This window comes from Collinsella aerofaciens (genome assembly GCF_040910245.1).
Taxonomy (GTDB): Bacteria; Actinomycetota; Coriobacteriia; order Coriobacteriales; family Coriobacteriaceae; genus Collinsella.
In genome coordinates this window covers 16,211-29,334 of sequence record NZ_JBDGAY010000018.1, presented here as the reverse complement: position 1 = coordinate 29,334, position 13,124 = coordinate 16,211, and the positions used below count along the sequence as shown (strand labels likewise).

The 13,124-nt window shown below is 60.1% G+C and carries 14 protein-coding genes; all 14 read right to left on the bottom strand.

Annotation, left to right across the window (positions count from 1 at the left end; all coding sequences use genetic code 11):
- Nucleotides 1-21: 21 nt before the first annotated feature.
- Entirely contained in the window at nt 22-699 is a 678-nt protein-coding gene (locus tag AB5Z20_RS07240) for a DivIVA domain-containing protein (RefSeq protein ID WP_343006698.1), read from the bottom strand.
- Nucleotides 700-761: 62 nt separating this feature from the next.
- Nucleotides 762-1,007, bottom strand: coding sequence for a YggT family protein (locus tag AB5Z20_RS07235; protein WP_222838021.1), 246 nt, complete (start codon nt 1,005-1,007; stop codon nt 762-764).
- Between the two features lie 57 nt (nt 1,008-1,064).
- Nucleotides 1,065-1,790 (bottom strand): cell division protein SepF, encoded by a 726-nt coding sequence (locus AB5Z20_RS07230; protein ID WP_368156791.1) that lies wholly within the window; start codon nt 1,788-1,790, stop codon nt 1,065-1,067.
- 60 nt (nt 1,791-1,850) lie between these two features.
- Nucleotides 1,851-2,588 (bottom strand): YggS family pyridoxal phosphate-dependent enzyme, encoded by a 738-nt coding sequence (locus AB5Z20_RS07225; RefSeq protein ID WP_368156790.1) that lies wholly within the window; start codon nt 2,586-2,588, stop codon nt 1,851-1,853.
- Between the two features lie 120 nt (nt 2,589-2,708).
- Complete coding sequence (locus tag AB5Z20_RS07220) at nt 2,709-3,566, bottom strand: phosphate signaling complex PhoU family protein (RefSeq protein ID WP_195502927.1); 858 nt, start codon at nt 3,564-3,566, stop codon at nt 2,709-2,711.
- A gap of 92 nt (nt 3,567-3,658) precedes the next feature.
- A complete protein-coding gene (pstB, locus tag AB5Z20_RS07215) occupies nt 3,659-4,462 on the bottom strand; it encodes a phosphate ABC transporter ATP-binding protein PstB (protein ID WP_035137966.1) in 804 nt (267 codons plus the stop codon).
- A gap of 12 nt (nt 4,463-4,474) precedes the next feature.
- The gene (gene pstA, locus AB5Z20_RS07210; protein WP_368156789.1) at nt 4,475-5,380 is read right to left on the bottom strand and encodes a phosphate ABC transporter permease PstA; all 906 of its coding nucleotides are present in this window, start codon (nt 5,378-5,380) and stop codon (nt 4,475-4,477) included.
- Between the two features lie 3 nt (nt 5,381-5,383).
- Nucleotides 5,384-6,307 carry a phosphate ABC transporter permease subunit PstC gene (gene pstC, locus AB5Z20_RS07205; RefSeq protein WP_368156788.1) on the bottom strand — a complete coding sequence of 308 codons (924 nt, stop codon included), beginning with the start codon at nt 6,305-6,307 and terminating at the stop codon, nt 5,384-5,386.
- Nucleotide 6,308: 1 nt separating this feature from the next.
- Nucleotides 6,309-7,145, bottom strand: a complete 837-nt coding sequence (locus AB5Z20_RS07200) for a phosphate ABC transporter substrate-binding protein (RefSeq protein ID WP_368156787.1) — start codon at nt 7,143-7,145, stop codon at nt 6,309-6,311.
- Entirely contained in the window at nt 7,142-7,942 is an 801-nt protein-coding gene (locus AB5Z20_RS07195) for a polyphenol oxidase family protein (RefSeq protein ID WP_368156786.1), read from the bottom strand. Before AB5Z20_RS07195 ends, AB5Z20_RS07200 begins: the two co-directional genes overlap by 4 nt.
- A 210-nt stretch (nt 7,943-8,152) precedes the next feature.
- Nucleotides 8,153-9,307 (bottom strand): cell division protein FtsZ, encoded by a 1,155-nt coding sequence (gene ftsZ / locus AB5Z20_RS07190; protein WP_117647221.1) that lies wholly within the window; start codon nt 9,305-9,307, stop codon nt 8,153-8,155.
- A gap of 199 nt (nt 9,308-9,506) precedes the next feature.
- Entirely contained in the window at nt 9,507-10,655 is a 1,149-nt protein-coding gene (locus tag AB5Z20_RS07185) for a cell division protein FtsQ/DivIB (protein ID WP_368156785.1), read from the bottom strand.
- A gap of 73 nt (nt 10,656-10,728) precedes the next feature.
- Nucleotides 10,729-11,640 (bottom strand): UDP-N-acetylmuramate dehydrogenase, encoded by a 912-nt coding sequence (gene murB / locus AB5Z20_RS07180; RefSeq protein WP_368156784.1) that lies wholly within the window; start codon nt 11,638-11,640, stop codon nt 10,729-10,731.
- A gap of 5 nt (nt 11,641-11,645) precedes the next feature.
- Nucleotides 11,646-13,064, bottom strand: coding sequence for a UDP-N-acetylmuramate--L-alanine ligase (murC, locus tag AB5Z20_RS07175; protein ID WP_368156783.1), 1,419 nt, complete (start codon nt 13,062-13,064; stop codon nt 11,646-11,648).
- Nucleotides 13,065-13,124 lie beyond the last annotated feature (60 nt).

The following is a 13,124-nucleotide window of genomic DNA, read 5'->3' as shown; positions in this document are numbered from 1 at the left end:
GCGCTACATGATAGCTGGATGTTAGTCCAGGTCGTCGGCGGCGAAATTGTCAATCGGTGCGAAGGGATCGGCAACGGGGATAACCGGCTCGGCGACGGGCAGCGGCTCGGCAGCAGGAACGGTCACAGCCGGAGAAGCGGCGGAACCGACCGGCGTGGAAGCCATGAGATCGGACGGGAAGGAGTTCTGAGCATCGTCCATGAAGTGCTGGATGAGCTTGAGGTACTCGGCCTTGAACTCCTCGCGGGAAGCCTTAAGACGGTCGATCTCCTCAAGCTCGGCCTGCTTCTCGGTCAGGGCCTGGCGGATGACCTCGCGGGCCTTGGCGTCGGCCTCGTTGCGAATACGGTCGGCGTTCTCGTTGGCATCGTTGACGATGCCCTCGGCGGTCTGCTGGGCAGCAATCAGGGCAGCGGAAATCTGGCGCTCCTGAGCGGAGAAGTCGGGTGCAGGAGCGGCCACAGGGGCGGCGGGAACGGCCTGCGCGGCAGCGTCCTGAGCCTGAGCAAGCTGGGCCTGCGTATCGGCAAGCTGCTGCTCGGTAGCAGTCAGACGACCCTTAAGATCGACGATCTTGGCGAGCATGGCATCGACCTCAGAGGACAGGGTCTCCAGGAAGACGTCGACCTCGGCGGGATCGTAGCCGCGCTTGGCCTCAGAGAAGGTCTGAGCCTGAATGTCAGCAGGGGTAATAGCCATAACAAGTTCTCCTTTATCTTCGCCTTGGCGCCGTGCGCCCGACGTGAGTTACTAAGCCAGTTTTATATGAGTATACCTATAAGAAGTTGCAGAACCAGCTTCTGTACCAACTGCAACGCAATAATCGCAACGACCGGTGAAAAATCGACGCCGCCCATGGGCGGGATAAACCGGCGGAACAAATTGAGCCACGGGCCGCACACGCTATCGAGAACGGCGGCGATATCCTGTAGCAATCCGCCCTGCTTCATAGGGATCCACGTCATAAGGCAGTAGACCACGATGAGCGTGGAGTAAAAGTTGAACAGCGTATTGACCAGCTGGACAATGGTGTAGATGTTGATGAGAATCTCCTCGTCTTGTCTTTACTTAAGGTAGCCGTCGGCACGGAGCTTTTTGAGGTCCGAATCCTTGACCTCGCAACCGGCGGGCAGCACCATAAACACGCGATCTCCCACCTCTTTAACTGTGGCACCCAGGCCGCAGGCAAAGCCGTAAGAGAAGTCCAGGACGCGCTTGGCGACCTCGGTACGAACGCCCACAAAAATCAGCGCGACAGGCTGCTTGGTGCGCACGCGGCGCACGACGGTCTCCACGTCGTCATAGCTCTCGGGGCGCAGGACATAAGCCGGCAGCTGCGGCGTAGCGTTGATGATGTTGCTCGCATACGCCGAGGCATCGCTCGGTGAGGGAGCAGGTGCGGGGGCAGCAGCGCGGGCACGCGTGCTCTCGGCGTAGCTCGACGGCGTGTCGTAGGCACCGGGACGATAACCGCCCGCAACCGTCTCCTGCGAGCGCGATGGCGGGTTGTAGGTCGTAGCATGGCGAGAATCGTCGCCGACCAGCTGACCGGAGCGCGTGTACACGGCCACCGACTCGGCCTCGCCGCGGCGCGTCTGACCCAACAGGCCGTTGCTCGGCTCATCCTGGGTGTAGAAGCCCTCGCCCGAGACACCGCTGTAACCGTTGTTCTGGTAGCCGTCGTCATAGCCATCATCGTAGCCGTAGTCGTCGTCCTGACCATAACCCTGGTCGTAACCCTGCTGGCCGCCCAGGTGCATCTTATTTTTAATCTCGTCAAGGAAGCCCATGGTTGTGTCCTCTCGCGGTTTAGTGCAGGCGCTCTGATAATCAGTGCGCACTTCAGAGCCTTATTTTACTGCAAACTCCGGGCTAAATACTACCCTGCCCAGGCGAACGAGCGTAGAGCCTTCCTCAAGAGCAGGCTCAAAGTCCTCGCTCATGCCGCAGGAAAGTTCGGGCAGGCTCAGATCGGAGTGCGTCGCCTCAAGCTCATCCCTTAGTTCGCGAAGTCCGGCAAAAGTGCGGCGCGCCACATTCTTATTCCCCCGGGGCGCCATAGTCATAAGGCCCTGCACACAAATTCCCTCAAGCTCCGCAAGCTCACCTGCGGCGTCTCGGACCTCGTCGGGCGAAAAGCCGCCCTTGGACTCCTCGCCGCTCACATTGACCTCGATCAGCACACGCTGGGGGCCGGAGAGCTCGCCCGCCTCAATCTTGCGGACCGCACGGCTCGAGATAGCCTGAGCCAAATGCAGCGATCCCACCGAATGAATCAGCTCGGCCGAGCCCAGAACCGCATTGATCTTGTTGGTCTGCAGGTTGCCGATCATATCGAAGCGCACCTCGGGTAGCTCCGGATGCTCTACGAGGCCCGCAAGCTTGCGAACGAGCTCCTGCGGGCGGTTCTCGGCAAAATGGCGATACCCCGCCTGAATAGCGGCAACGGTCTCATCAACGCCAACAGTCTTGGAGACGGCAATCAGGCGCGCGGCATCGTGGGGACGGCCCGCGCGATCGAGTGCTGCATAAAAACGTTCGAGAATCTGCTCGCGGCGAGCGCGTATCAAGTCCAAATAGTTATCCATTGCCAATCGCCTCCGCAGACAGCCAAACAAGTAGTCCCATGCTAACGCAAGAGCGCGGCCTCGCATGTGCAAGGCCGCGCTCACTTAGGTATTTACAATCTTTCGACGAACGGGGCCGCCCTACTCCTCGTCGTCCTCGGCGTCGTCCTCGTCCTCGAGGTGCTCGAGCAGGTAGCGGAGACCCTCGCTCACCTCGTTAGCGGGCACTTTGGCAACATAGTGTGCATCGACGGCAGGCCTCATGATGACACCCTCGCCCGAAGGCACGCGCATGCTCTCAAGCTCATCCTCGTCCGTACGGGCGATATCGCCGGCAGTCAAACGCTGTCCGGTCAAAAGGAAGGTCAGACGGCAGGCGGCATCGATCGAAATCGAGGCGATACGATCGAGGTAGCGCGAAACCATGATGGCGCGGCGCAGGTCGTCATAGTTGCTGTCGTCGTCCATAAAATCGCCCGTGTCCATGCGGTTAAAGGTGCGGAAGAACTTCTCGTACGCCGCATGCACCGGCTCGTCCTCGCCGGCCAGGTTGCAGATGATGGACATGTCGTTGGTGACGAGCGCAGAAAGTGACGAACCCAGCACCTGGTAAACAGCCTCGGCCTCGGCCTCGACCGTAGCGACGAGTTCCTGGGGCAGCGAGATGTCGGCCTTGACCATGTGACGCGTGGCGCGGCAGATCTGGCGAACCTTATCGGTCATGCGCTGCAGGTTAAAGTCGACGTAGATGATCGTCTGCAGCAAGCGGAAGTCGGAGGCGACCGGCGACTGCGTAGCGATCAGGTTGTAGCACACGGCCTCCAAGTTGGCGCAGCGCGCATCGATCGAGAGCGTGCGCTTCTTGGTCTTGGTGGCGAGCTTGCGATCGTCGGTCACATAGGCCTTCACGGCGTCGTGAAGCGCCAGGTCTACAGCCTCGTAGATGCTCAGCATCTCGTGACGGGCTTCGATGAGCTGACGGGAAAACAGTTTGCGCATGGTTCACTCCAATCAGTTGGGTGCGGTCATGCCGCCCGCACAGTGAATACGCACCGGACCAGGTCCGATCGGCTTGGGACTAGTCGCACCGATCAGCCAAAGCGGCCGGTGATATAGTCTTCCGTCCGTGAATCCACCGGGCTGGTGAAGATCGCGTCGGTTTGACCATACTCGATGAGCGTGGCGGGCTCGCCGGCAACTTCCTGCAAGAAAAATGCGGTGTAGTCGCTAATACGAGCGGCCTGCTGCATAGAATGCGTGACGATGATGATCGTCATCTCGGGCGCCAGCTCGGCCATCAGATCCTCGACCTTGGAGACGGACGTGGGGTCGATGGCGGAGCAGGGCTCGTCCATCAGAAGGACATCGGGCTGCACCGCAAGCACACGCGCAATGCACAGACGCTGCTGCTGACCGCCCGAGAGCGCCAAACCGTCCTTGTTGAGCTGATTGGATACCTCTTTCCAGAGGTTGGCGCGCTTGAGCGATTCTTCCACGATGTCATCGAGGTCGCTTTTGCTAGTCACGCCCTGCAGACGAGGGCCAAAAGCGACATTCTCGTAGATGGATTTGGGGAACGGGTTGGGCTGCTGAAAAATCATGCCCACGCGACGGCGAAGGTCGACCGGGTCGACGCCCTCGGCATAGATATCGTTGCCGTCGAGCGTCATGGTGCCCTCGACGCGGGTGCCCTCGATCAGGTCGTTCATACGGTTGATGCAGCGCAAAAACGTCGATTTGCCGCAGCCCGAAGGACCGATAAACGAGGTGATGGCGTTTTTGGCGATGTTGAGGTCGAGCCCCGTCAGCGCATGAAAGTCACCGTACCAAAAGTTGAAATCCTTGGCCGTGATGGCCGCTTGCTCCGGCGTGGGAGCGGACTGATAGACGGACATGGGACTCCTTAACTAGCGGCGTTTGCGCGACAGATAGCGCGCAAACAGGTTGAAGGCCAGAATAATCGCCATCAGCAAAAGCGCGGTGCCATAGGCTGCGTTCATGTTGATGCCGTCGTTGGCAAGCAGGTACAGGTGGACCGTCATGGGGCGGCCGGAATCGAGTGGCGAGATAGGCAGGTTGATGGCCTGACCCATGGTGTAGAGCACCACCGCAGTCTCGCCGATGGCGCGGCCGATGGCAAGCACGATGCCGGTGGCGATGCGGCCAAAAGCCGAAGGAAGCACGATCTTGGAGACGACCTGCCACTTGGTGGCGCCCAGGCCATATGCGCCCCAACGGATATAGCGCGGAACGGCGCGGATTGCCTCCTCGGTGGTGCGCATGACGATAGGCAGCATCAGAAGCGCCAGCGCCAGCGCGGCCGAAACCATCGAAAGGCCCAGGCCCATGGCCTCGACAAACAAGGCGTAGCCAAAGAGGCCCATAACAATGGAGGGCACCGAGGCCAGGGCATCGGCAGCATAGCGAATGATGTCGACAATCTTGCCCTGCTTGGCGTATTCGGCCAGATAGACCGCAGCCAGGACGGCAACCGGCGTGCAGATGAGCATGGCGAGCGCCGTCACGTAGATGGTCGAGACGATCGTGGGCCAAATGCCGCCCTCGGCGTTGACGCCCTGCGGCCAGCCGAAGATAAAGTCGAGCGAGATATGCGGCAGGCCGTTGATGACCACGTAGGCGATGATGGCGATCAGCACCAGCGTGGTGATATAGGCCGCGGCGCGAAACACGCCGAGCATGATCTTGTTGGACAGATCCTTGTTGATGCGGCCCTTCTTGCCATGGGAAAGGGCACGCTTGATGCGCTCACGCGACGAGGTCGTATCGACCGTCGTGTCAACGGAATCGGACATAGCCTACCCCCTCTTCTTGGAAATCAGGCGGACGATACCCACCAGTGCAGCGGAGATGATAAACAGGACAACGCCCATGCCAAACAGAGCCGAGCGGTGCAGGCCCGAGGAATAACTCATGTCGAGCGCGATCTGACTCGTGAGCGTCGAGATGGGGCTCGAGATGCTATCCGGAATGACCGGGGCGTTGCCCACGACCATCAGCACGGCCATGGTCTCACCGATGGCACGCCCCATACCCAAGACAATTGCATCGACGATGCCCAGCTTGGCTGCAGGAAGCACGACCTTGTAGATGGTCTGCCACTTGGTGGCACCCATGGCATAGGATGCCTCGCGAATGCCCATGGGAATGGAATTGAGGGCATCGATGGTGAGCGTGGTGATGGTGGGAACGATCATGATGGCGAGCACGAACCACGCCGTCAGCGCGCCAAAGCCAAGACCGCCGGTCAGCTGCGCGATAAACGGACGGATGATGACCATGCCAAAGAAGCCGTAGATGATGGAGGGGATGCCCGCCAGCAGGTCGACGGCAGGGCTGATGAGCTTGCGCACGCGCTTGCTGGCAATCTCGACCAGATACACGGCTGTGCCCACACCCAGGGGCACACCCATGGCGAGCGCACCGACAGTCACCAGACCAGAACCCGCCAGCAGCGACATAATGCCGTAGTGGCCCTCAGAGGGTGCCCATGTAAAGCTAAAGAAGTCCGCCAGGCCGATGTCGGTAAAGACCGGCAGCGCCGAGTACGTGGTAAAGACAAAAATCAGGATGACGGTGACGACCGCCAAGAACGCGCAGGCAAAGAAGATCCACTGCAGCGCCTTCTCCTTAAGATAGGTGCTGCGCGACACCAACGCCAACTCACGCTTTTTGGGCACCCGGGTCTCCTGCTCAATCTGGGGGGTTTCCTGTGCTTCCACGCTACTCACTCCCCTTTCCGTCGTTGGTGACGGGAATAAAGCCCGCCTCGCGAATCTGCTTGTCCATCTTTTCGGACGTCACATAGTCGATGTAATCCTGCGCCTGCTGCGAAGGCGTCCCCTTCACAAAGAAGTAAAGGTCACGCGAGATGGGATAGCCGCCACTTGCGACCGTCTTCTCGGATGCCTCGACATGGTTGACCGAAACGGCCTTGACCGAGGTCTTGGCGTTGAGGCTCTCGACAAAACCCAGCGAGATGTAGCCAATGGCGCCACGCGAGCGAGACACGACATCGCGCACCTGGCCCGTGCCCGAAAGAACAGCCGAGCGGCGATCGAATGGCGTGCCGTCCATCACGATAGTGCGGAAGGCCTCGCGCGTACCGGACGCCTCGTCGCGGTTGATAACCTGAATCTTCAGGTCCTCTCCGCCGACTTCTTTCCAGTTGGTGATCTTGCCGGCGTAAATATCGCGGAGCTGCTCGGTCGAGAGATTATCGACCGGGTTGTCGTCGTTCACGATGACTGCAATGCCGTCGTGCGCGATAACGATAGGCGTCAGACCCAGGTCTTGCTCATCGGCGCTGAGGCCACGAGAGGAGCTGGCGATATCGGCGGTGCCGGCGCTAACAGCTTCGATGCCAGCAGATGAGCCAAGGCCGGAGACGAGCACGTCGGTGCCGGTCTCCTCTTTAAAGCCCTCGGCCGCGATCTCGGCAATGGGAAGGCACGTCGTAGAGCCGGCAACGGTGATGGAAGAGGTAGAAGATCCCGAGGAGCAGGCGCACAGCGTGAGCGTGAGCACTGCCGCGCTCAGGACCGATGCGATCTTTCTCATAGCATCACGCCGATCGCAGCATGGCGCCCACAGGTCCCGCCCTCGTTGCGATAGGAATAAAAGCGGTCGTTTTGACGCACGGTGGAAAGTTTGGTGTCCACAATGCCATTCACATCGACACCGGCATCCACCAGCGCCTCGCGAATGGCGGCGGAAAGATCGAGCATACGGGAAGCGGTAGCATCGATGCACGCGAACTCGGCGGCAAAGCGATCCATAAGTTCTTGGGACACCTCATACTCGTCACCCAGGATATGGGGCCCAATATAGGCAGAGATGTCCTCCGGCGTGCAGTCAGCCGCCTCGCAGAGTGCTTGGCTGGCCTTGGCGGAAATGCGCGCAATCGTGCCCTTCCAGCCAGAATGCACCACGGCAAAGCCGTTGGGAGCCACCAGCACCACGGGAACACAATCGGCAAAGCAGAGCATCACGGGCACCTCATGGGCCGTACAGACGATGGCATCGCAGCCCTCTGCAATCTGTTCGCGAATGTTCTCGAGATCGTCGGCGCCGTTCGAGGTCACCGTCACGACATGGTCGCCGTGCACCTGATTGGGAACAAGCAGATTATGCTCGCACTCAGCGGCGCCCATGGCTTCGAGCGCTCGACGACGATTTTCTTGAACAGCAAAGGGGTCATCGCCTACATGCGAGCCCAGGTTGAGCGAGGAGTACGCATCTTCGGAAACGCCACCGGTGCGCTCGGTAAAGGCAAAGCGAACATCGAGCGTCGCGCCCTCTACCAACGTAACTCCATCATGGTCGACACGCGAAACGTTGTCCGCACGTGCTGCCATACTAAAGCCTCCTATTACAACAAGTACCGCGGCGTCGCCGCGCAGTCCGTGTTTATACGGCTGTCATACTTCTTTAAAAGGATACCCGCAGCGGTAGGGACCAAACGTAAAGGGAACGTAAGGAGATTGGAGGCTTTCGTTTACAAACGAGAAACAAAAAGGGCGCATCCATACGGACGCGCCCCTGTGCAAAACAATGCGAAGAACGACTTAGAAGCTGCCGCGCTTGAGGAAGTCGGGAAGCTCAAACTGATCGTTGCCAAAGTTGGGCAGCTCGGTACCACCGACGTTGCGAGTCGGGGCAGCCTGAGCGGGGCTGGCAGCCGGAGCAGTGCGCTGCGGCTCAGCGGAAGCAGCAGCCTTGCTCTGGGACTGCTGGGCAGCGAAGAGCTCGTCCTGACGGTTGACGTTGGAGTCGGAGAAGCCCGTAGCGATAACGGTGATGCGCACCTGGTCGCCCAGGGACTCGTCAACAACGGTACCGAAGATGATGTTGGCCTCGGGGTCGACAGCATTGGCGACAACGTCGGCGGCGTCGCTGATCTCCTGGATGCCCAGGTCCTTGGAGCCGGCGATGGAAAGCAGGACGCGCGTGGCGCCATCGATGGAGCTCTCGAGCAGCGGACTGGAGATAGCCTGCTGGGCAGCGTCGACGGCACGGGTGTCCCCAGAAGCGGTACCGATACCCATCATGGCGGTACCGGCCTGCTTCATGATGGTCTTAACATCGGCGAAGTCCAGGTTGATGATACCCGGGACGGTGATGAGGTCGGTGATGCCCTGGGTGCCCTGGGAAAGGACGCCATCGGCAATCGCGAACGCCTCGAGCATAGTGGTCTTCTTCTCGGCGATGTCGAGCAGCTTGTCGTTAGGGATAACGATCATGGTGTCGACGCAATCGGAGAGGGTCTTGATGCCCTCCTCGGCGCTCTTCTTGCGCTTGCGACCCTCGAAGGTAAAGGGCTTGGTCACGACGGCGACGGTCAGCGCGCCGACCTCGTTCATCGCGATATCGGCAACGATGGGGGCAGCGCCGGTACCGGTACCACCGCCCTCGCCGCAGGTGATGAACACCATGTCGGCGCCAGCGAGCGCCTCGGCGATATCGTCGCGGGACTCATCGGCAGCCTTGCGGCCAACCTCGGGGTTGGCGCCGGCGCCCAGGCCGCGGGTAAGGTCGGTGCCGATGTGCACCTTGATATCGGCATCAGAGATCGCGAGCGCCTGAGCATCGGTGTTGATGGCAACAAACTCGACGCCGCGGATGCCCTCTTCGATCATTCGATTGACCGCGTTGGTACCGCCGCCGCCGACGCCGACCACCTTAATGACGGCAAGGTAGTTGTTGATCTCTGTCTCGTGCATGTCGGTCCTCCGAACAAAGGTTATAGCCATAGCATGGGTTGACCCCTGCGCACATTAACCTTCAGGTTGAAAGTAAATGCAAAGGTAAACCGTATTATGTTTGCACATTATGAGCGTTTCAGTCAAATAATTGACCGTGAAAACCAAACAAACCAGATAAACGGCGTGGTATGGCCCCTCAACAAAGCCGTTTAGGATACTAGGCGGTCGGTGCGTTCCTAAACGTGTAGTTGCCCGGAGAGCGCACATTGATATAGGTCACGCCCTCTACCTGCGAAAGCAGCTTGGTCACGATGCGTTCTTTCTTGGCGATATCGTCCGAATCGCCCAGCGACACCTCAACGCCGTTGTCGAGATTTGCCGAGATAGCCTCAACGGAAGGTGTGGAAATATCCTTCACCTGGTCCAAGAACTCGCTCGAAAAACCGCGTGCGTAATCCAGGCCGGCCTTGACGGCCTTGGAGCTCACCGCCCGACCCGAAACCGGTGCGACATCGGCCGAGACGTCAGTCAACAGCACGGCGCCGTAGTGCTTGGCAAGCGCCAGGGCCGCATCGATGCCGGTCAGGGTGTTGGCACCCTCCCCCGATGTAATGACGTTCCCCTGGTCGTCCACCTCGACAGACGTCGACAGCGGAGCGATCCAGGTGTCATCGTCTCCGATAGCCCAGGCAAGGTCGTCGGAGCTGATATACGCAATGGCGGTAACTTTATGCTCCGTCGGCGTGATGATAAGCGTATGGGGAAACTGGCGCTGGACATCCACGCCCGAGACCCATGGGTTTTGCTTGAGGCCCTCGGTGATCTGATCGGGATCCACGTTAAAGAGCGACGTGTTCTCGGGAAGACTGATGAGCTGCATGGCGTCGTGCTTGGTCACATGCTCGCTGCCATGAATCTGAATATCGGTGGCGGAGAACAGGCCAGAGTTGATGACGACGATGGCAATAATGGCAAGTACGGCCACGGCCGCCAAGATGCCGCCCGCGATCTTGCCCTTACCCTTAAGGGCAGAAGCGGCGTCGGTCGTCTTGCTTGCCATGGCACCCAGCGATGACAGAGGATTGATGCCCTTTTTTGCCGAAGACGCCTTGGCGGCGGGTACCGATGTCAGTGAACGCGGCTTAGCGCCAGCCAACGTACGGCCGGCATGCGGCGCACGAGTTCCCAGCGAAGGCTTGGGCGTCGCCATGGGTCGGGAGGTCTTGGTGCCCATCGCAGGTTTGGGCGTCACCGAAGGACGCGGAGCCGGACGGCTCGTCTTTTTAGAAGTGGGGCGTCCTCCCAGCTGCGAGCCGACGACCGGGCGCTTGGCAGGACGAACGGACCCAACAGACTTGGAGGGCATGGCGGGCTTATGTTGAGGCTGGGCAGGTGCGCCGGAACGCCCTCCGGCGCGGCGGAAGGTTGGTTTCGATGCTCTAGAAGCCGAGGAATTTAACTTCCGGTCTGAGCTCGATGCCATACGCCTCCCTCACCTTTCCGTGCACATGCCTGATAACCGCGGCCACGTCATCGGCCGAGGCGGTTCCGTTATTAACGATAAAATTAGCGTGTACGGGCGAAACTTCCGCACCGCCAACCGAAAAACCCTTTAATCCACAATCCTCAATCAACTTGCCCACGCTTGCGTCGGGCGGGTTGCGAAAGACCGATCCGCAGGATGCACGGCCCATGGGCTGCGTGCGCTTGCGGCGCGTCAGGTACCGCTCCATACGCTCGCGAATGTCTGCCTTGGGCGCGGGCTTGAGTTTAAGCACGCACTCGAGAATGATCTCGTTACGCGGCAAGCTGCACTCGCGATACCCCCAAGCGATCTCGGACCCTGCATAGTGCTTAATACCGGACGCCGGATCAAACGTGACCACGTCCTCGATAAGGGAGCCGATCCACTCGGTCCGCGTACCTGCGTTCATGGACACGGCACCACCGACCGAACCGGGAATACCGACCGCGAACTCAAGGCCCGAAAGCCCGCGCGACAAAGCGTCGTTGACCAAACGCGCGAACATCACGCCCGCACCAACGGTCAGCGTGCAGCCGTCCTCGGCAACAACCGTGCGCTGAAACTCACGTCCCAGCGAAATAACGGCGCCGCGATAACCGGCATCGGCAACCAACAGGTTGGACCCCTTGCCGATAATCACCCACGGCACCCGCTCGCGGTCAAGCACCGCCACGGCGCGACGCAGGGCATGGTAGCTATGGCACGTCACAAAGAGGTCGGCCTTGCCGCCGATACGATAGCTTGTATGGCGTGCAAGACGTTCGTCCTCGACCGCGTCCGTGTCGATCATGCCCGAAAGCGCCATGACGGCGTTAAACAGACCCATGGGGTTTAAGCGTCTTTCTTGGCAGTCAGATACTCGATGAACTCGGGGCCGACGGTCGTAACGTCACCGGCACCCATGGTGAGCAGCAGGTCGCCCTCGCCCACGAGCTTCTCAAGCTCCTGGTTGAGCTCAAGACGACTGGAGCAGTACACGACCTCCTTGCCGGGGTGCTTAGCGCGAACGGTATCTGCGAGCATCTTGGAGGTAACGCCCGGGATCGGCATCTCGCCGGCGGAGAATACATCGATCAGCAGCAGCTTGTCGGCGTTGGCAAAGGCATCGGCAAAGTCATCGCACAGAGCCTGCAGGCGCGAATAGCGGTGCGGCTGGAACACGACGTCGACATGTTTGTAGCCCAGCGAAGAGGCAGCAGCGAGCGTCGCCTTGATCTCGGTGGGATGATGGCCGTAATCGTCAACCACCGTGATGCCGTCGATATCGCCCACGTGGGTAAAGCGACGGCGGACGCCCTCAAAACTCGAAAGTGCCTTAGCGGCGGCGTCGATATCGAGGCCAAGGACATGGGCGACGGTCAAGACGGCCGTGGCGTTGAGCATGTTGTGACGACCGGGGTTGCTCTTGATCTCGACAGCGTGCTCGGTGCCGTCCTCAAAGCGAACGATAAAGTCGCTCTGGATGCCCTTGACATCCGGATGTACGCAGACGATGTCGTTGTTCTCGGCAAAGCCATAGGAAAGCACATGACGGCCCGTCGACTTGGCGAGCTCGACCAGATGCGGGTCCTCGCCGCAAACAATGACGGTGCCGTCCTCGCCCACCAGACCCATAAACTTGGCAAAGGTGGCCTCGATCTCCTCGATGCCCGAGTAGTGATCGAGATGGTCGGCCTCGACGTTGGTCACGATGACCACGTTGGGGTTCAGGAACAGGAACGAGCTATCGGACTCGTCGGCCTCGGCGACAAAGTAGTCGCCCGAGCCATTCTTGCCGTTGGTGTCGTAGCCCTCGACGATGCCGCCGATCAAAAAGCTGGGGTCCAGACCCATGCGATCGAGCATCGTGGCGCACATCGAAGACGTCGTGGTCTTGCCGTGCGTGCCGGCAACGGCGACGGTGGTGTAGCCGTGGCCCAGAGCCGAGAGCATCTTGGCGCGGGGCCACACGGGAATACCCAGCTCGCGTGCACGCACGAGCTCGGGGTTGGACTCGGGAATAGCGGTGGAGACCACAACCACGTCGGGCTTGACCTCGTCGATCGTCGCAGCCTCATGGCCCACGTGGACCTTCACGCCGGCGCGGGTAAGCTGGCGAATATAGCGCGACGTCTTAAGGTCGGAGCCGGTAACGGTATAACCGCGCTCGTGCAGGACGAGGGCGATGCCGCTCATGCCGGCGCCACCGATACCGATAAAGTGGGCGCTCTTGAACTCGGGCGCGGAGGTTGCAGTCTGGGAATCAGCCATGTGCTCGTGTACTCCTTGCGTAAACACTGCCTGTAACCCGTTAACTGTACCGCACCTACC